We start from the raw sequence: 18,504 nt of genomic DNA, 5'->3' as shown, positions 1-18,504 counted from the left end.
TGTTATATTTATTAATTTATTTAAAAAAATTTTGTTGAAAAATTTTAAATAATTACTGTTTGATTTTAAGAATTTATGGATTATAACCCATAGAAAGTTTTTTAGATTAATGAATAAGATGAGTAATAAAATAAATAATAAGTATATGTAGATTTTAAATTGAAATTTTAATTCAAATGAAAATTTTATATTCATGTTAAATAGAATATATTAATTTAGAAATTTGGAATGCATAAAAGACCTTTGGATGTAATTTATATTAAATAAAATTTAAAAATATTAATAGAAATTGATGCATAATTTTATTTGGTTATATATAATATTTATATATTAAATTCTAATTTGATATATAAAAAATTTGAGTGAGGGTTTTATGGATAAAATAGAATTATTAAAAGATATTATAAAAAATAGTACTAACATTGTATTTTTAGGAGGAGCAGGAGTTTCAACGGAAAGTAATATTCCAGATTTTAGATCTAATCAAGGAATATATAACTCTAAAAATAAATATAATTACCCACCAGAAGTAATGCTTAGTCATAGCTTTTTTAAGAGTAATACTGAGGAATTTTTTAGATTTTATAAGGATAAAATGATTTTTAAAGATGCCAAGCCTAATTTAGCACACAAAGCATTAGCTAAACTAGAAGAAGTAGGAAAGCTAAATGCTATTATAACTCAAAATATTGATGGGTTACACCAACTAGCTGGATCTAAAAATGTTTTAGAGCTACATGGTTCGGTTCATAGGAATTACTGTATGGGATGTAATAAATTTTACAACTTGGATTATATGTTAAAAAGTAATAATAACATACCTGTATGTAAGGTTTGTGGTGATACTGTTAAGCCAGATGTAGTTCTATATGAAGAAAGTTTAGATAGTGATATTTTAAGAAAGTCGATTTTATCAGTATCACAAGCAGATACATTTATTGTAGGTGGAACTTCTCTAGTTGTGTATCCAGCAGCAGGATTATTGGAATATTTTAAAGGAAAAAATTTAATTCTTATAAATAAAGAAGCCACACCATATGATAATAAAGCTAATTTAGTTATAAAGGATTCTATTGGAAAAGTATTAAGTGAAGCTTTAAAAGAATTGTAATAGAAATTTGATAAATGGATTTAAATTTGAGCTTGTTTTCTTATGGAATAATTAAAATTAATATTAAATACATACTAAGTATTTTATAAATATTTAGTATGTATTTAAGTTTATAAAATATAAAAACTATTTGTAATTATTGTACTTATTTTCTTTTGATTGTTCACAGATTCCTATTAGTTCATATACATTTTCATGTAAGACAGAATTAAAATATTATGTTCAGAACGTAATTTAATTTATCATAAAAAAATAAAAATAATATGGTTATAATAGTACATATTAATAAAACTTTGATTTACATAAAAATATTAGGTTCAATAAATATAGAATACTACTTCTATATAGTTATTATTTATATTATTATATCAGAAATTACACAGTTATCTTTCTGATTAACATAATCAAGTAGTTCATCAGCTAATTTATTGGCTCTTTTTAAATAGTAGTGGTAATAATGATCTTTTTCTTCATTTGGATTATTAAAATTATATTCCAGAAATTCAATGAACTCATTTAGCATTGAAAGTTTTATGTCAAAAATATATTGACTATAAGTTAAAGTTTCTGTATTTAGCAGTTTGTATAGTTTTTTTACAAATAAATTTCTTAAACCATTTGTCATATAAAAGGGGTCATCTATTTCTGCTCCATGAGATATCAATCTAGCAATATCTAATGAATAGGGCATAATTCCGCCAAAGCCCCAATCAATTATTAAAACATCATTTGAACTATTTATTGCATTTATTTGCATTAAATCTCCATTGCAAAGTGTACGAGGACAAGTTAGTTGCCTTTCTAAAAAACATTTATAAGCTTTTGATAAATTAGCATGATGAGTTAAGCATTTTGATCTTTTAATTATTCGAGAATAATATTTTTCAAATCTATTATCTAGTTTATGTTTATCAAAATCATTTTCTACCCAATACTTATTAAAAATTTTAGATAAACTAATAGAGCTATTTAAAGCTATTTGTTCATTAAACTTTTTCAAATCAGCTCCCTCTATATACTCAATTAAAATCCAATATTCATCATATTCAAAAGTATAACCAAACATTTTGGGGGTAGGTAAATTTTTACTCTCTAGAAATGTTTTATATATAAAGATTTCGCTCTCTTCTGACTTTTTTAAAACAAAATTTTCAGAGTTTATATTTATTTTATAAACAGTATATATTCTTTTTTCATCGGACTCACTTATAACATCTTGAAAGGAAGTTATAATAATTTTATTAAGGTCTTTTTTATATTTAGGTTTTAATCTAATAAAAATCGTTAATAATTTTTTATAATAATCATTATTTTCTATAGAATTTATATTTGATTCCATCAAATTTTCCTCCCTAATAAATATAATAATTTATAATAAAAATATTAAGTAGATTGAAAAAATTTTTCAATGCTTTTATTGGTAGGAATCTGTGAAAATATAATATAGGTAGAGGTGATAGCATTTAAAGATGCAACAGAGTCAACAAATTCTTCAATTTCTAAAATAGATTTAGCACTTAATTTTACAAGAATACAGGAATGACCAGCTATTCTATAACAAAAATTTACACGAGGGTGATTATAAATAAAATTTTTGAATTTTTCAAATTCACTATTTTTAAGATCAATTTGGATAATACATTGAAGATTTAATCCTAAAGCTGTTTCATTTATTTTTATAGTATAACCTTCAATTATTCCGCTATCTTCTAATTTTCTTATCCTTTCTGCTACAGAAGGAGGAGATAGGTTTACTCTTTTAGATAATTCTCTAATAGATAAACGACTATCTTGTTGAAGTTCTTTTAATATTTTAATATCTGTATCATCAATTTTCATATGCATAGAAATTGCCTTTCTTTTGTTTTATTTAAAATATATTTACTTTAAAATAATATCAAATGATAAGGAAATTTTACCATATATTCATTATAATATAAATGATATTAAAAAACTTATTTAACACATATTTAGAAAGGATAATTAAAATGAAAGATATAAAAAGTTACACAACTTTAAATAATGGAGTAAAAATGCCTTGGCTTGGATTTGGTACTTATAAGGTTGAAGATGGACATACAGTTATTGAATCAGTAAAAGAAGCGCTTAGAATTGGATATCGTAATATAGATACTGCTTCTTACTATGATAATGAGGAAGGTGTTGGCATTGCAATAAAAGAGAGTGGATTGTCTAGAGAAGAAATATTTTTAGTTAGTAAGGTTTGGAATTCAGACCAAGGTTATGAGAAAACTTTAAAAGCTTTTGAAACTTCTATAAAAAAACTTGGAACAAATTATCTTGATTTATATTTAATTCATTGGCCTAACCTATTACACAATGAATCATGGAGAGCTCTAGAAAAGCTTTATAAAGAAGGATATATAAAAGCAATAGGTATTAGTAATTTTACTGTTAAACATTTAAAAAATTTAATGGCAGATGCTGAAATTATGCCAATGATAAATCAAGTAGAGTTTCACCCGTTACTAATTCAAAATGAGTTAAGACAGTTTTGTAAAAAGAATAATATACAATTAGAAGCATGGTCACCTTTAATGAGAGGTAAAATCTTTGACAATAAACTCTTAAAGGAGCTTGCAAAAAAATACGGAAAAACGATAGCTCAAATTGTACTAAGATGGGATTTGCAAATGGGTGTTGTAACTATTCCTAAATCAACAAATATAACAAGAATAAAAGAAAACTCACAGATATTTGATTTTGAGATAAATGAAGGGGATTTATTCAAAATTCAACAATTAGATAAAGGGATAAGGATAGGCTCAGATCCTGATAAAGTTTATAAATATGGAATATAAAATAAGAAGTTTTAGAAATATTTAAGATATTAAATAAAGAAGTTAAAAAGTAGGTATATATATGATACCTACTTTTTATAATGTTTATAATATATGTATTTACTTATGGGTTCCATGTATTACTTTAAAGCCATTAGCTTTTAATATTTTTTCATGTTTAGAGTAGTTATCACATTCGACCTCTATGCAAAGAGCAATATGAATAGTATCAACATTTTTATTTTTTAATTGATTTATTTTATGTTGCCAATCTTCATCACTTCCGAATGTACTTGAACAGCCACTACAATAGAAAAAACTAGCCAAAGTCTCCTTTTTATTTTTATAAATAGTAAAAGCATCTAAATCGTTATTAAAAGCATTAAGGCATCCAGTTCCAGCGCATTTACCAATTAGTTTTCTACAAGACATAATTGCTATTGACATAAAAACACCTCCTTTAGGTATAATCAAATAAATGTGTAGTCTCTTATTTTTTCATATTCATCAAAAGTCTTCAAAAGTTATATAAATTGAATTTTTATTTGGATATTTGTGAATAGTACAGTCTACTTCATAAACATCTTTAATAAGCTCTTTTGTTAATATTTCATTAGGTGCTCCAGTTGCAGCAATATTACCATTATGCATAACATATAATTTATCACAATAAGAAGCAGCTAAATTTAAATCGTGCAATGCAGCAATTACAGTAATACCTAAAGATTTTGTTAACTTTAATATTTGAAGTTGATACTTTATATCAAGGTGATTAGTGGGCTCATCAAGAATAAGTAATTTCACTTGTTGAGCTAGTGCCCTTGCAAGTAGAACACGTTGTTTTTCACCACCAGATAAAGTTAAAAAACTTCTATATCTATAGTCAAACATATCAACTTTTTTAAGCATTTCATGAGTTATGTCAATATCCTTATCGTTATCAATTTCAAGAAGACCTTTATGAGGGCTTCTACCTAGTAAAACCATTTGTTCTACAGTCATATCAAAAGCAAGATTGTTGAATTGACTAACAACTCCTAAATTTTTAGCAACGTCTCTAATTGGTATATTTAAGAGGTTTTTTCCATTCAAAAGCATAACTCCAGATTTAGGAGAATATACTCTGTAAATAGACTTTAAAAGGGTAGATTTACCACTTCCATTTGGACCTATTAATCCAACAAACTCACCATTTTTTACAGTTAAAGAGACATTATTTACAATAGTTTTATTACCAAAAGCAACATTTAAATCTTTAATATCTAAATTCATAATAAGCTACCTTTCTCCAAATCCGTAAGCACGTGTTATCATAATATAAATAAAAAATGGTGCACCTAAAAGTGAAGTAATTATGCCAATAGGCATTTCCATATTTTTCAGTATTATACGGGATAGCACATCTGCCCAAACTAAGAATATAGCACCTAGAAGTACAGTAGTTGGTAAAAGTTTCTTATGGTCTGAACCAACTAAACTACGGGTAATATGAGGAATAACTAATCCTACAAAACCTATCATTCCACAACATGAAACAAGAACCCCTGATAAAATTGAAACGCTAATTAAATAAAACTTTCTATATTTATTTAAATCTATACCTAAAGTTATAGCAGTTTCATCACCTAAAAGCATTACATCCATAACCCTAGATTGTATAATAAAGATTATAATAAAAAATACAACTACGATTGTAGGTATCAATAAGTTTGTCCATTTAGCACCAGTTAAAGAACCCATACTCCAATATGAAAGTGAGTGAAGGGCACTGTTATCGTTTGTAAGATAAATCATAAAACTTGATAAGGCAGAACATATTAAGTTAACTACCATACCAGAAAGAACTAATTTTACAGATGTAGCTCTTCCACCTAAATTAGAAAGTTTAAAGACTACTATTGAGGCGAGTAAAGCTCCTATAAAAGCCCAAAAGGTTACACCTGTATTTTGTAAAACTCCAGTAAATAATGTGGAGGCACCAATTAATATTGAAAAAGTAGCACCTAGTGTGGCTCCGGAGGAAATCCCTAAAAGATATGGATCAGCTAATGGATTTTGCACTGTAGCTTGCATAACCGTTCCACCAAGAGATAATCCTAACCCAGTTATTACACCAAGAAAAACTCGTGGCAATCGTATTTGCCAAACTATATCAATAGATGCCTGTGGAATTGACTTTCCTTTTAAACTTGTACCAAAAAGTTTATTTAAAATTATACTATAAACATCAGTGGCAGGAAGTTTTACAGAACCTATAGACACTGCTAAAACTATAGATACTAATAAAAGCAACATTAAAGCAATAACTATTAAATAATTATATTTACTTAGTATATTTGAAAAGTTTTTATTTTTCATAAATCACCTATTTATATAATTCAGGATATAATTCTTTAGAGTAGCGTTCAATAGCATCTACTACACGAATTCCACCGGCCCAAGTTTCAGCAAGCCCAGTAACAACTATTGCATTATTTTTAACGGCAGTTACATTTTTCAAGGCCTCATTAGAAGTGAAAATTTTAGCAATTTCAGGATCGTGAATATCTTTTCCATCGCCATCATGGATAAGAAGAATAGTGTCAGGATTTAAACTAACTATATTTTCTAAACTTACAGTTCCAGATTCTTCACCTAAATTTTCTAATCCAGCTTTTAAAGCCATATCACTTACAAGATCATTTTTGCCATATAATCTAAAATCACCTTTTTCTTCAGATTCTAAAATTAATGTTGTTTTTTTCTTGTCAATAGAATTTGTTTTTTCTTCTATTTTAGTTAATCTATCTTTATTGTCTTGTATATATTTATCTGTTTTATCCTTTATATTAAATATAGTTCCTAAGTCATCAATATCTTTAAATAAATTTTCAACAGTATAATTTCCAACGGATTTAACGGTATTACGCTGAGCAAATGTATTAGTACCTCTGCCTATCCATTCGCTTACATCACCAAGTGTTTTATCGGCAAAGACACTTTTCCATCCAAATATAAAATCGGGATTTAAAGATAAAACTTGCTCTTTAGTAGGATACTTTTCAGATACAACTGGAATTTTTGCATATTTATCTTTAACTTTTTCTGATATAGGGTTGTCCAAATAGCATGTACCAATTAGCTTATCTTCTAATCCTAAGTCTAGCATCAATTCAGTTGTAGTTTGGTTAGTTGTTAAAACTCTTTCTGGTGCCTTATCAAAAGTAATTTCAATTTCTTCGTTATTCACATTATAATTTTTTATAGTTACAGGATAGCTTGAATTTTTATTTTCCTTGGTAGAACTGTTTTCAGTAGATACACTATTTGTATTAGTAGACTTATTATTACTAGAACAACCCATAAATGAAACTGTCATAGCAATGCAAAGTGTAGTACATAAAGTTTTCATAATTGTTTTTTTTATATTTTTTGATCTCATAAATAAAACTCCTTTAATTTTTATAAATAAAAAAACCTATTTAACCTTAAGTGGCTAAATAGGTATAAGTACAAACTTATATAAACACTATCCCCATCTCTCGTAGGCTATTGTAGTGAAAAAATAGGCAGGTATTCTGGCTAAAGATTATTGATATAGAAAAAATAATCTTTTACAGTGGCGGGACCGCGCGGGATTTACACCCAACTTCCCCTTTTATATAAAAGTAAAATTACTTTTATAACCTATTCTAAAAGTAAGTTAAATTGAATTTAACTTAAAATTTTATTGAATTATCATTGAAAAGCTTATCATAAATTAAAAAATATGTCAAATAATTTTGAAATGATTAATTTTTATAACTAATTGTTCAAATATATAGTGTTCCAAGTTAATTTTTAAACTTATTCAGTTATCAAGTGAGAAAACTCAAATTAATATTTTATCAATAACTAACAGATTATTTCAGTTAAAAGTTAATAGTGAACAGTTAAATAGTTGTGGTGATTATTACTAACTATGTTCCTAATAATACTAAACGTACTTTTTTAGAATCAGCTTTGATTGCTTTAGGTTTTATTTATATTTTTTCTTAACTGATAACAAAAATTTGATGTATAAATTTAAATATTTTTATAGAAGATAATTATAATTACAAAAAATTAATTTAAATTTTTATTGACAAGGTGTGTATATAGAGTATATACTGTGTATATAGGATATATACAAGTTAAAAATAAAATTTATAAAGGAAATAGGATTTATGAAAATTATGTTTATAATTATAATGTTTTGTATAGCTATAGTTTTGGAGCATTTAATTTTCTTTAAAAAACGAGAAAAGATAGAAAAATAATTTTTTTACTACAACTGTATATAGTGAGTATACTCACTATATAAATAATGTTGAAGAAGAGGGGTATTATGAATATTGTAATTGATAATTCTTCTGGAAAGCCAATATACTCACAAATAGAAGAACAAATTAAAAAATCAATATTTGAAGATAAACTTATATTAGATGATATATTACCATCTATAAGGGCTTTGTCTCAGGAATTAAAAATAAGTGTAATAACGACTAAAAGAGCTTATGAAGAATTAGAAAAGCAAGGATTTGTTTATACAGTTCCAGGAAAGGGAACTTTTATCTCAGATAAGGATAAAGAATTTATAAAATATACTATAATGGATAATGTTAAAAAATATCTTTTAAAAGGCATAAATGAAGGGAAAAAAATAAATTTATCCTTAGATAATATGAAAGAAAAATTAGAAATTATATATAAGTATTAAGGGAGTTGAGGAGTATGAAAAATGTTTTGGAGATAAAAAATATAACAAAAACCTATAAAGATTTTAAATTAGATGATGTATCTTTTAATTTAGAAAAAGGATATATAATGGGATTTATAGGTGAAAATGGAGCAGGTAAAACTACAACAATAAAATTAATAATGAATTTATTAAAAAGAGATAGTGGAGAAATTAAAATATTTGGAAAAGATAATGTTAAGTATTCTAAAGAAATAAAAGAAAAAATTGGTTTTGTATATGATGATTGTTTTTATTATGAAAAATTATCTATAAAGAAAAATGCTAAAATAATTTCTAACTTTTATAAGCAGTGGAGTTTTGAAACTTTTAGCAAATATTTAAAGATATTTAGATTAAATGAAGATCAAAAAGTAAAAGAACTTTCAAAGGGTATGAAAATGAAATTTGCAATTGCTATAGCACTTAGTCACAATGCTGAGTTTTTAATAATGGATGAACCAACTGCAGGTCTTGATCCAATTGTTAGAGAAGAACTTTTAGATATATTTCAAAAGGTAATTCAAAATGAAGATATAGCTATTTTAATATCAACACATATAACATCAGACCTTGAAAGAATATCTGATTATATAACTTATATTAATAAAGGAAAAATAGAATTTTCTAAACCTACAATTGATGTATTGGAAGAATATCGAATTGTAAAAGGTGATAAAAGTTTATTAAATGATGAAAATAGAAAAGCATTTATATCAATAAATATAACGAATTTTGGATTTGAAGCTTTAACTAATAATGTATCAAAAATAAACGCTATATTTAAAGATAGTGTGATTTTGGAAAAGCCAACATTAGAAGACATTATGGTATTTAAAAGCAGAGAAGCAGTTGAAAATATATAATAACGAATTTAAAGATGTAATGGGGAGCGGATTAAGATGTTAAATGTAATAAAAAGAGATCTAAAAATACAGCTTTTATCATTAAAAGGTTCACAATTTATAGTGTTATTGATAAGTATGACAGTAATAGCTATGACACAAGGACAAGATTTTATAAATTATCTTATTATGGTTTTTGTAATAGGAGGACTTAGTTATACAGAACTTGAAAATAGAGATGGTGTTTATAAGTCTACACTTAGTTATCCTTGTACAAGAAAAGATTATGTTTTAGGTAAATTTATAGCTTCAATAGTAGTGGCAATGATAGGATGTATAGTATCAATAATGTTAAATGAGATTTTATTAATAGCAATTCCTACAAAGTTTGCAGGCGTAAATATACATTCATTAAAATCAATATTGCTTTATTCATTAGTAATTTTATCAATGTATTATTTTTCATATTTCTCATTAGGAATTAAAGCAGCTAAGATAAGTTACTATGTAACACTTGTAGTTTTTATGATAGGATTTATGTTTATAAATAATATTTTTAAATTTAATCAAGGCAATATAACAAAATTTATTTCTAATACTAGTATTCAATTTAATATAATACTTATTGTGGGGGTATTAGCTATAACTGGAATATTAGCTACTTTATCTGTTGTAATATATGAAAAAAGAGATTTATAGGAGGTATAATATATGAATGCATTACTTAAAAAAGATATGATAACTAGCAAAAATCCATTAATTATAATGAATTTACTTGTAGGATGCGTTATGGTAGTTTTAACGATAATTGGTGCTAAAGCACCAGTTTATTTTCCAATATATATATTTGCAACTTTATTTATACCAATAATATTAAATAAATTTACAGCAACAGAAGAGACACGTAAATATTATGATATGTTAATAAATAGTTTTCCTGTTGATAGAAAAGATGTAGTAATAAGCAAATATACTTTTTACTTGTTAGTGTATTTTATAACATCAATATTTCTATTGTCTATAATTTTTGTTTTGGGGAAAATAAGTGGTGAAGATTTAAAGATGTTGTTGTTTTCTCAATCATTCTCATTTTTATATTATGTAGTGATCATATGCGTTCCAAACTATATTTTTTATAAAGCTAGTTATGATGTGGCAGTAAAATATAGTGGATTTACACTATTAGGAATAATATATTTACCAATGTTAGTGATTTTTTTAGCAGAAAAGATATTTCCATCGGCTTCAAAAAAAGTTGTAGGTTTCTTTATGAAAAGCATAGAAAATGGATTTTTAATAATACCATTAATATTTTTAATAGGGTTAGTGATTTATGGGATAATAACGACTTTATCAATAAAGGGATATTGTAATAAAGATTTATCATAAACAGTTAGGAGGAGGAAGATGAATATAATAATAAACAATTCCTCAGGAGAGCCGATATACTCTCAAATAGAAAAACAGATAAAAGATGATATACTTATGAATAAATTATCTGCAAACGAACCATTACCTTCAATAAGAGCTTTAGCTAAGGATTTGAGAATAAGTGTAATAACAACAAAAAGAGCTTATGAAGAACTTGAAAGAGATGGTTATATTTATACATTACCTGGAAAAGGGTCTTTCGTTTCGGCTCAAGATAAGGAGCTTGTAAAGGAGCTAATTATAAGAAATATAGAAGAATATTTTACAAAAGCAATAGAGGAAAGTGAAAAGATACAGCTTTCATTAAAAGAAATGAAAGAAATACTAGAAGTTTTATATGAAGAAAAGTAAATAGGTTACAAAACCTATTTACAGATATAGTTAGAAGGAGAGAGCTTATATGGAAAATATATTAGAAGTAAAGAATTTAACCAAGACATATAAAAATTTTAAATTGGAAGATATATCATTTACTCTTCCTAAAGGATATATCATGGGTTTTATAGGACAAAATGGTGCAGGTAAAACTACAACTATAAAGCTTATAATGAATTTAGTAAAAAAAGATAGTGGAGAAATAAAAGTTTTTGAAAAAGATAATTTAAAATTTGAAAAAGAAATAAAAGAACAAATAGGATTTGTATATGATGAAGGATATTTTTATGAACATTTATCAATAGAAGATAATGCAAAACTTGTAGCACCATTTTATAAAGAATGGAGTTTTGAAGCCTTTTATAAATATTTAAATAAATTTGGACTTAATAAAAGTCAAAAGTTTAAAGAACTTTCTAAAGGGATGAAAATGAAATGTTCACTTTCAATAGCCCTTAGCCATAATGCAAAATTTATAATAATGGACGAGCCAACAGCAGGATTGGATCCAGTTGTTAGAGCAGAGGTTTTAAATATATTAAGGGAATTAATACAGGATGAAAATGTAGGTGTATTGTTATCTACTCATATAACTTCAGATCTTGAAAAGATAGCAGATTATATAACTTATATAAACAATGGAAAAATTGTATTTTCTAAAAGTAAAGAAGAAGTGTTAGATACTTATAAAATAGTAAAAGGAGATATAGGTCTTTTAACTAAAGAAAATGAAAAATATTTTGAAGGAATAAGAAAAAGTTCTTATGGATTTGAAGCTCTAACTTCTGATGTAGAGGGTGTAAAAAAAGAATTTAAAGATAGTGTTTTAATACAAAATGCAACGTTAGAATTAATAATGATATTAAAAAGAAAATAGAATATAATGATTTGGTAGGTTAAAATATGATGATTAAATCAATAGGCAAAGAGGTTAAATTACAAATTTTAAATTATAAAGGTTATTTAAATATAATGTTTCTTTTACTGCCTATAATTTTGATGTTGTTAACTAATAAAGGAAATTATTATAATTATTTAATTAGTATGGTGGCAATAGCTAATATTGCCACTATACAATATGAAGTAAGGCAAAAAAATCATATATTATTTTTAAGTATAGGTATGTCTAGGGATGAATATATAATATCAAAGTTTTTAGGGTCAGCAATAATAATTATTATAGGAGGAATATTAGGATTTGTTATTAATGAATTATTAGATAAATTTATTATTAAATTACCTATGGATATATTTATAAAAGATGCAATAATAACATTAATAATATTATTATTATCAATAAGTATTTACTATTTAATATATTATACATTAGGAAATAATGTTGGTATGGTAGCTTATTTTATGGTCTTTATGGTGATAATTAACATTATGTTTGAAAGTAAATTTAGTCAATACTTAAAAGTGTTTAATGGTGGACAATTACTAAATAATATTCAACTATTAATATTTATAATATTAGCCATAGTTATTTTTATGGCTATCATGTATATAACAGTATTTTTTTATAGAAAGAAAGATTTTTAGACATACAATTAAAAACTAAGGATTTAAAAAGGATTTGGAAGTGTAAGAAATGGTAAAAGAACCTATAGTTTTTGTTATTGCACTTGTACTAGTTTGTATAGGTGGGATAGTTTCTAGCTTAACAAAAACTATTATTAAAAATTATATAATGCATATTTAATAAAATAGAATTTAATTCTAAACAACTAGGTTTACTAGTTGTTTTTTTTATTTAAGGTTTATTTAAGTTTATGGTTACTTAAGTGTAAGGTTAAATATTTAAAATTATATTTGTCAGGAGGAGATAATATTGTTTAGATTAGAATTAAATAAATTGATAAAAAATAAGAATGGAATAATTGCATTGGCAATATTTATAGTTTTATCACTTGTCATGGTGTTTTTAAATCCACAACTGGAAAGTGAGAGATCTTATTTAGAACAAGAAAATTATGGTTTTGTAGATATGAGAGAGGGCAGTGTTTTAGCATCAGAAAATTTTGAAATAAAAATTAATGAACTTGAACAGTTAGCAAATCAATCTGCAAATGATAGTAGTAGCAAAAAAATGAGAAATATGGCTCAGGAAAAATTAGATAAAGTAAAGGTTATGAACTATAAGGATGTGGATTTTTGGAAGGTATATAACCATAAAGTAGCTCATCCATTAGCATTAATAGGATTATTGTCTATAATTGCAATGTTAATTTGCAATATATATAGTGATGAAGTGGTTTCATCAATGGATACATTAATACTAACATCTAAAAATAAATATAAGGCACTTAGTTCTAAAGGGATGTTAGCAATTGTAGTTCCAATAGTAACATACGTAGGGTTTTTAGCTATAACATTCATTGAGACATTCTTAAAGTATGGGAGACCTATTAACGGAGATTTACAAGCTTTTAGAATTGTTGATAACCTTATGATGCTAGAGGGTTCTTTTACCATAATGCAATACGTAGCTTTAAAAATAGTTTTTGTATTAGTTTTACTTTTAAGTTTATCGATTATAGGGGCGATAATATCATTTAAAACAGAAAGTTCTATGGCATCAATATCTATATTTGGTGTATACATAATTTTAGGCAAAATATTAGTATTTTTAATAAAGCCTATAAGTAAGTTTTTAACTCAAATAGGGGGATCAGACATAATTAGTATATTAAGTTTTGGTAATTATCCAGACTTAATATTTCAGGGGAATAATTTAATAGGAATGTACTTAGGTGATATAAGTGTATTTGGATATGATATAAGTTTAATTAAAGCCATATTAGCTATATTAGTAATGATAACTATAGCAAGCATTGTATATATGTTTAATAGTTTTAAAAGAATAGAAAGTAAATAATAGAATTTTAGGAGGTATTTATATTATGAATAAATTAGAAATAAAAAATTTAAATAAAAGCTTTGGGAAAAAAAGAGTAACTAATGATTTAACAGTTACATTAGAAAGTGGTGTTTATGGTCTTTTAGGACCTAATGGAGCAGGAAAAACAACACTTATGAAGCAAATAACAACATTACTTACAAGTGATAGTGGAGAGATTTTATATAACGGTGAAAATATAAAATCATTAGATGAAAAATATAGAGATGTTTTAGGGTATTTACCACAGCACTTTGAAGGTTATGGTAATTTTACAGCAAAACAATTCTTAAATTATATGGCAGCGTTAAAGGGTATTTCAAAAGATGGGCTTAAAGAAAAAATAGATGAAATATTACACTTAGTTGGATTATATGATGTTAGAAATAAATCATTAAAGAAATTTTCTGGTGGTATGAAAAGAAGAGTTGGTATAGGACAAGCATTGTTAAATAATCCTAAAATATTAGTTCTAGATGAACCTACAGCAGGTCTTGATCCTCAAGAGAGAACACGATTTAGAAATTTATTAAGTGAAATATCTAGAGATAAAATAATAATTTTATCAACTCATATAATATCTGATATAGAGTCTATAGCAAGAGAAACAATAATAATTAAAGATGGAACATTACTTGTAAAGGGCAGTCATAAAGAAATTCTAGAAAATATGAAAGATAAAGTATATGTAATAAATACAGACAATGAAGATATAATTAGAGATATTCAAAATAAATATAAAGTAGTAAATATACAAAGAGGAATAGATAAAACTGAAATAAGAGTAATAGCAGATAAAGAACCAGTTTATAAAGAAGTGCATAAAATAGAGCCAAAATTTGAAGATGTTTATATGTTCTATTTTGATATTGAAGATGCAAAAGAAGTTTAGTAGTTTAAAGGAGAATTAAAATGTATAATTTAGTAAAAAGTGAATTAAGAAAAGTACTACTTAAAAAAAGAGTATTTTTAGTTTGGATATTAGGAGCGTTATTATCTTCAGTACTTGTAAGATTTGATAGCTCATATCCCAATTATATATTAGAAAATTATGCTTCTGTATTTGATAAAACTTATGGAATAGCACCAATAATGGGGATGCTTATACTTATAATAACTTCATCTATGTATAATGTTGAGTATAACTCATATATGACTGATTTGATAAACTCAAGTAAAAATGGAAAGAAAAAAGTTGTTATGGCAAAAAGTATAGCAGGGAGTATAGCTACATCAATAGTATTATTGTCACTATATTTAATTATTGTATTTTCTGCTATACATTACTCAGGTGCTGAAGGTTTAAATTTACAATTAAAAGAATTATGGTATTTTGGAAATAGTGGTTCAACAATAACAGTTCTTCAAATGATTATAATATTAGGAATAACAATGGTAATGGGATGTATATTCTTTACTCAGATAACACTTTTATTATCATCTATAAGTAACAATGCAATAATGCCCTTTATGGTAAGTGGATTATTCATGGGAATACCATATATAGCAGCAAACTTTTTACCAGCACAAATTCAAAAATATGCAGGACTGACTCCACTATGGGCCATGTATTCATCGACTTTTATAAGGTATAAAACACCTATGTTCATAGCAGGAATAGATTTACTAATGTTTATATTAGTGTTAATAATAGTTCCTAAAATAACTTATAAAAACTTTGTTAGTGAAAAAAGATAAAATATATAAAGGAGATTAGATATGAAAAAACAATATATTTGTCCTAAATGTGGATGTAATGAATATGAAAATGATGAATTTCAAGCTACTGGAGGAAATTTAGCTAAAATATTTGATGTTCAAAATAAAAAATTTATTACAATAAGTTGTGCTAGATGCGGATATACAGAATTATACAAATCTAAAACAAAAGCAGGATGGAATATACTAGATTTCTTAACATCATAATTTAAACCAATATAATATATAATTATTTTATAAAACTGTTTCAATATAAAGATTTAATATATTGAAACAGTTTTTTTAAACTAAATTGTAAAAGTTAAATTTATTTATCCATAGGAATTATATTAATTTTAAAACATTTATATTTAGTTGTTATATGTATATAATAAAAGATATAAATATATGGTTTTAATTAAGAAAGGATGAGGTAGTGTGGAGGATATATCAATTAATAATAAAAAAATACTTTTAGTAGATGATGAAGTTGAAATATTAAAACTTTTATCAACAGTTTTGAAAAAAGAAGGATTGAATCATGTTTTTACTGCAGAAACAGGAAGTAAAGCATTAGAAGTTTTTAAAAGAGAGCTTCCTGACTTAGTTATATTAGATATAATGCTTCCAGATATGGAAGGATATGAAGTATGTAAAAAAATGAGAGAAAAGGCTATGGTACCTATATTATTTTTATCTGCTAAAAATGAAGAATTGGATAGAATATTAGGTTTTGCTATAGGTGCAGATGATTATATAACAAAACCTTTTAGTCCTAAAGAGGTAGCATATAGAGTTAAGGCTCATTTAAGAAGAAGTGTATATGTTGAAAATATTAATAAAGAAGAAAATGTAATAAAGTTTGGTCCATTTGTATTAGATGAGGAAAAATTTGAATTAAGAAAAAATGGAGAGATAGTAGAATTAAAAGCAAAAGAATTTAAATTATTGGCTTATTTAGCTAATAATAAAAATCAAATAATAAGTAAAGAAAATATATGTGATAGAGTATGGGGCGAAGATTACATTGGATTTGATAACACTATAATGGTTCATATGAGAAGGCTTAGAGAAAAAATAGAAGAAAATCCATCTAAACCTCAGTATTTAGTAACTGCTAAAGGTCTTGGATATAAACTTGTTGTAAAGGATGAGTAATTTATGAATATAAAACTTACTGCAAGATTTGTTATAACAATAGTTCTTATAAATGTGTTTATATTTTTTATAAATGTAACATTAGGAATGGTATCTATAATTAAAAATTCATCACAAGGATTTGTATTAGTGGAACCGATGACGTATAAAGAAGTTAAATTAGATCCAGAAAGTTTTACAAGGGTTTTTGGGGATAATATAGAATTAACTAATGATGAAATAATTATAAGAGATGAAGGTAAAAAAAGTTTAGATGAAAATAATCTTTGGGTTCAAGTATTAGATGAAAATGGAAAAGAAATTATAAATTATAAAAAGCCTAAAGAGGTACAAAATGAGTATGCGCCTGTAGATATTGTTAATGCTTATAAATACACAGGTGGTGCAGAGGGATTAGAAAACATATTAGTATCAAGTGTTGATATAGGAGATAGAAAGTTAAGTTACATAATTAATTTTCCAATGAATAAATTGAGTAAAACAGTTATAATGTATAGCCAAAATATTATGGGAAATCTAATTAAGGACATATTAACAGGGGTATTAATCATGGATAGCTTAATTGCTATAATAGGTGGATTGTTATTTAGTAGAAGGCTTACAAAGCCAGTTGGAAGAATTATAGATGGAGTAAAAACTTTATCTATGGGAAATTATAATTTAACATTTAAAGAAAAAGGTATTTATTCAAATGTATTTAGAAACCTAAATGCCTTGTCTTCTATTCTTAAAGAAAATGAGGCTGAAAGAAAGAAAAATGAAAAAATGAGAGAGGAATGGATAGCAAATATATCTCATGACATAAAAACTCCACTAGCTTCTATAAGAGGTTATTCAGAACTTATAAATGGTGATTATGATTTTACAGAAGAAGAAATACAAGAATATGGTGAAATTATATATCAAAAATCTTTATATATAACAGAGCTAGTTAATGATTTAAATTTAAGTACTCGTCTAAAAAATAACGCATTATTTTTAAAAAAAGGTAGGGCCAATTTAGTAAGCCTAACTAAAGAAGTTATAATAGCTATATTAAATGATAACAAATATAGTAATAGAGATATTGAATTTATTCCTAAAACAGAAGTTGCAGAAAAAGAAGTAGATATTCTTTTATTGAAACGTTGTTTAACAAATTTAATTTTTAATGCAATAGTCCATAATGATGAAGATGTAAAAATTAGAGTTGAATTAGAAAAAAGAGAAAGAATATATATAACGATAAGTGACAATGGAAAAGGTATAAGTGAAGAAGACTTAAAGCATATATTTGATAGATATTATAGAGGAACAAATACAGGTGAACTTCACAAAGGTTCAGGTCTTGGAATGGCTATTTCCAAGGAAATAATTAAAAATCATGGCGGAGATGTAAAAATTGAAAGTAAATTAAAAGAAGGCACAAAAATAACAATAATTTTATAAAAAATATAATATAAGATAAACTA

General features: G+C 25.3%; 21 protein-coding genes and 1 riboswitch. Of the genes, 15 read left to right on the top strand and 6 right to left on the bottom strand.

The features are described from left to right. The first annotated feature begins 373 nt into the window (after positions 1-373). Positions 374-1,111 (top strand): NAD-dependent protein deacylase, encoded by a 738-nt coding sequence (locus CSGHG_RS18640; protein ID WP_010299562.1) that lies wholly within the window; start codon positions 374-376, stop codon positions 1,109-1,111. Between the two features lie 355 nt (positions 1,112-1,466). Here CSGHG_RS18640 and CSGHG_RS18635 read toward each other — a convergent pair whose 3' ends face one another. Together CSGHG_RS18635 and CSGHG_RS18630 are read right to left on the bottom strand one after the other, a co-directional pair. Continuing rightward, positions 1,467-2,450 carry a phosphotransferase gene (locus CSGHG_RS18635; protein ID WP_010299559.1) on the bottom strand — a complete coding sequence of 328 codons (984 nt, stop codon included), beginning with the start codon at positions 2,448-2,450 and terminating at the stop codon, positions 1,467-1,469. Between the two features lie 44 nt (positions 2,451-2,494). Then, positions 2,495-2,950, bottom strand: a complete 456-nt coding sequence (locus tag CSGHG_RS18630; protein ID WP_010299548.1) for an Lrp/AsnC family transcriptional regulator — start codon at positions 2,948-2,950, stop codon at positions 2,495-2,497. A 149-nt stretch (positions 2,951-3,099) separates the two neighbouring features. On the opposite strand from CSGHG_RS18630, the gene CSGHG_RS18625 reads away from it, so the two are divergent. Continuing rightward, positions 3,100-3,933: an aldo/keto reductase gene (locus CSGHG_RS18625; protein ID WP_010299545.1), complete on the top strand. Its 834-nt coding sequence runs from the start codon at positions 3,100-3,102 to the stop codon at positions 3,931-3,933. 99 nt (positions 3,934-4,032) lie between these two features. Here CSGHG_RS18625 and CSGHG_RS18620 read toward each other — a convergent pair whose 3' ends face one another. From CSGHG_RS18620 to CSGHG_RS18605, 4 genes are read right to left on the bottom strand one after another with little or no spacing between them, the layout of a single operon-like run. After that, entirely contained in the window at positions 4,033-4,359 is a 327-nt protein-coding gene (locus tag CSGHG_RS18620) for a CGGC domain-containing protein (RefSeq protein ID WP_010299544.1), read from the bottom strand. A 60-nt stretch (positions 4,360-4,419) separates the two neighbouring features. Continuing rightward, positions 4,420-5,184 carry an ABC transporter ATP-binding protein gene (locus CSGHG_RS18615; protein WP_010299543.1) on the bottom strand — a complete coding sequence of 255 codons (765 nt, stop codon included), beginning with the start codon at positions 5,182-5,184 and terminating at the stop codon, positions 4,420-4,422. 6 nt (positions 5,185-5,190) lie between these two features. After that, positions 5,191-6,270, bottom strand: a complete 1,080-nt coding sequence (locus CSGHG_RS18610) for a FecCD family ABC transporter permease (protein WP_010299542.1) — start codon at positions 6,268-6,270, stop codon at positions 5,191-5,193. 7 nt (positions 6,271-6,277) lie between these two features. Further along, complete coding sequence (locus CSGHG_RS18605) at positions 6,278-7,333, bottom strand: ABC transporter substrate-binding protein (RefSeq protein ID WP_010299537.1); 1,056 nt, start codon at positions 7,331-7,333, stop codon at positions 6,278-6,280. A gap of 109 nt (positions 7,334-7,442) precedes the next feature. Continuing rightward, positions 7,443-7,597: riboswitch (cobalamin riboswitch) on the bottom strand. Between the two features lie 660 nt (positions 7,598-8,257). Between CSGHG_RS18605 and CSGHG_RS18595 the strand changes: the two genes are divergently transcribed. The 13 genes from CSGHG_RS18595 (at position 8,258) to CSGHG_RS18530 (ending at position 18,481) form a co-directional block, all read left to right on the top strand. Beyond that, positions 8,258-8,629 carry a GntR family transcriptional regulator gene (locus tag CSGHG_RS18595; RefSeq protein ID WP_010299533.1) on the top strand — a complete coding sequence of 124 codons (372 nt, stop codon included), beginning with the start codon at positions 8,258-8,260 and terminating at the stop codon, positions 8,627-8,629. 14 nt (positions 8,630-8,643) lie between these two features. Then, positions 8,644-9,513 carry an ABC transporter ATP-binding protein gene (locus CSGHG_RS18590; protein ID WP_010299529.1) on the top strand — a complete coding sequence of 290 codons (870 nt, stop codon included), beginning with the start codon at positions 8,644-8,646 and terminating at the stop codon, positions 9,511-9,513. A 36-nt stretch (positions 9,514-9,549) separates the two neighbouring features. Further along, positions 9,550-10,191 (top strand): ABC-2 transporter permease, encoded by a 642-nt coding sequence (locus CSGHG_RS18585; protein ID WP_010299526.1) that lies wholly within the window; start codon positions 9,550-9,552, stop codon positions 10,189-10,191. 12 nt (positions 10,192-10,203) lie between these two features. Then, positions 10,204-10,881, top strand: coding sequence for an ABC-2 transporter permease (locus tag CSGHG_RS18580; RefSeq protein ID WP_010299523.1), 678 nt, complete (start codon positions 10,204-10,206; stop codon positions 10,879-10,881). Positions 10,882-10,899: 18 nt separating this feature from the next. Continuing rightward, entirely contained in the window at positions 10,900-11,274 is a 375-nt protein-coding gene (locus CSGHG_RS18575; RefSeq protein WP_010299521.1) for a GntR family transcriptional regulator, read from the top strand. A gap of 49 nt (positions 11,275-11,323) precedes the next feature. After that, positions 11,324-12,175 carry an ABC transporter ATP-binding protein gene (locus CSGHG_RS18570; RefSeq protein ID WP_010299518.1) on the top strand — a complete coding sequence of 284 codons (852 nt, stop codon included), beginning with the start codon at positions 11,324-11,326 and terminating at the stop codon, positions 12,173-12,175. 26 nt (positions 12,176-12,201) lie between these two features. After that, entirely contained in the window at positions 12,202-12,840 is a 639-nt protein-coding gene (locus CSGHG_RS18565; RefSeq protein ID WP_010299515.1) for an ABC-2 transporter permease, read from the top strand. A gap of 289 nt (positions 12,841-13,129) precedes the next feature. Continuing rightward, positions 13,130-14,176 (top strand): hypothetical protein, encoded by a 1,047-nt coding sequence (locus CSGHG_RS21465; RefSeq protein ID WP_010299511.1) that lies wholly within the window; start codon positions 13,130-13,132, stop codon positions 14,174-14,176. Positions 14,177-14,201: 25 nt separating this feature from the next. Further along, on the top strand, positions 14,202-15,089 hold the full coding sequence (locus CSGHG_RS18550) for an ABC transporter ATP-binding protein (protein WP_010299508.1): 888 nt from the start codon (positions 14,202-14,204) through the stop codon (positions 15,087-15,089). A 20-nt stretch (positions 15,090-15,109) separates the two neighbouring features. Beyond that, on the top strand, positions 15,110-15,895 hold the full coding sequence (locus CSGHG_RS18545; RefSeq protein ID WP_010299505.1) for an ABC transporter permease: 786 nt from the start codon (positions 15,110-15,112) through the stop codon (positions 15,893-15,895). 21 nt (positions 15,896-15,916) lie between these two features. After that, a complete protein-coding gene (locus CSGHG_RS18540; RefSeq protein ID WP_010299503.1) occupies positions 15,917-16,123 on the top strand; it encodes a zinc ribbon domain-containing protein in 207 nt (68 codons plus the stop codon). A 210-nt stretch (positions 16,124-16,333) separates the two neighbouring features. Then, positions 16,334-17,053: a response regulator transcription factor gene (locus CSGHG_RS18535; protein WP_010299500.1), complete on the top strand. Its 720-nt coding sequence runs from the start codon at positions 16,334-16,336 to the stop codon at positions 17,051-17,053. A 3-nt stretch (positions 17,054-17,056) separates the two neighbouring features. Further along, on the top strand, positions 17,057-18,481 hold the full coding sequence (locus CSGHG_RS18530; RefSeq protein ID WP_010299488.1) for a HAMP domain-containing sensor histidine kinase: 1,425 nt from the start codon (positions 17,057-17,059) through the stop codon (positions 18,479-18,481). The last annotated feature ends 23 nt before the right edge of the window (positions 18,482-18,504 follow it).

Source organism: Clostridium senegalense JC122 (genome assembly GCF_000285575.1).
Lineage (GTDB): Bacteria > Bacillota > Clostridia > Clostridiales > Clostridiaceae > Clostridium_J > Clostridium_J senegalense.
Note: the sequence above shows the minus strand (reverse complement) of the source record. Positions and strands in the feature narration are given on the sequence as shown.

Excerpts from the sequence above, each read along its gene's own strand:
- CSGHG_RS18640 (WP_010299562.1), top strand. The coding sequence starts at position 374 with ATGGATAAAATAGAATTATTAAAAGATATTATAAAAAATAGTACTAAC.
- CSGHG_RS18635 (WP_010299559.1), bottom strand. The coding sequence starts at position 2,450 with ATGGAATCAAATATAAATTCTATAGAAAATAATGATTATTATAAAAAA.
- CSGHG_RS18630 (WP_010299548.1), bottom strand. The coding sequence starts at position 2,950 with ATGAAAATTGATGATACAGATATTAAAATATTAAAAGAACTTCAACAA.
- CSGHG_RS18625 (WP_010299545.1), top strand. The coding sequence starts at position 3,100 with ATGAAAGATATAAAAAGTTACACAACTTTAAATAATGGAGTAAAAATG.
- CSGHG_RS18620 (WP_010299544.1), bottom strand. The coding sequence starts at position 4,359 with ATGTCAATAGCAATTATGTCTTGTAGAAAACTAATTGGTAAATGCGCT.
- CSGHG_RS18615 (WP_010299543.1), bottom strand. The coding sequence starts at position 5,184 with ATGAATTTAGATATTAAAGATTTAAATGTTGCTTTTGGTAATAAAACT.
- CSGHG_RS18610 (WP_010299542.1), bottom strand. The coding sequence starts at position 6,270 with ATGAAAAATAAAAACTTTTCAAATATACTAAGTAAATATAATTATTTA.
- CSGHG_RS18605 (WP_010299537.1), bottom strand. The coding sequence starts at position 7,333 with ATGAGATCAAAAAATATAAAAAAAACAATTATGAAAACTTTATGTACT.
- CSGHG_RS18595 (WP_010299533.1), top strand. The coding sequence starts at position 8,258 with ATGAATATTGTAATTGATAATTCTTCTGGAAAGCCAATATACTCACAA.
- CSGHG_RS18590 (WP_010299529.1), top strand. The coding sequence starts at position 8,644 with ATGAAAAATGTTTTGGAGATAAAAAATATAACAAAAACCTATAAAGAT.
- CSGHG_RS18585 (WP_010299526.1), top strand. The coding sequence starts at position 9,550 with ATGTTAAATGTAATAAAAAGAGATCTAAAAATACAGCTTTTATCATTA.
- CSGHG_RS18580 (WP_010299523.1), top strand. The coding sequence starts at position 10,204 with ATGAATGCATTACTTAAAAAAGATATGATAACTAGCAAAAATCCATTA.
- CSGHG_RS18575 (WP_010299521.1), top strand. The coding sequence starts at position 10,900 with ATGAATATAATAATAAACAATTCCTCAGGAGAGCCGATATACTCTCAA.
- CSGHG_RS18570 (WP_010299518.1), top strand. The coding sequence starts at position 11,324 with ATGGAAAATATATTAGAAGTAAAGAATTTAACCAAGACATATAAAAAT.
- CSGHG_RS18565 (WP_010299515.1), top strand. The coding sequence starts at position 12,202 with ATGATGATTAAATCAATAGGCAAAGAGGTTAAATTACAAATTTTAAAT.
- CSGHG_RS18550 (WP_010299508.1), top strand. The coding sequence starts at position 14,202 with ATGAATAAATTAGAAATAAAAAATTTAAATAAAAGCTTTGGGAAAAAA.
- CSGHG_RS18545 (WP_010299505.1), top strand. The coding sequence starts at position 15,110 with ATGTATAATTTAGTAAAAAGTGAATTAAGAAAAGTACTACTTAAAAAA.
- CSGHG_RS18540 (WP_010299503.1), top strand. The coding sequence starts at position 15,917 with ATGAAAAAACAATATATTTGTCCTAAATGTGGATGTAATGAATATGAA.
- CSGHG_RS18530 (WP_010299488.1), top strand. The coding sequence starts at position 17,057 with ATGAATATAAAACTTACTGCAAGATTTGTTATAACAATAGTTCTTATA.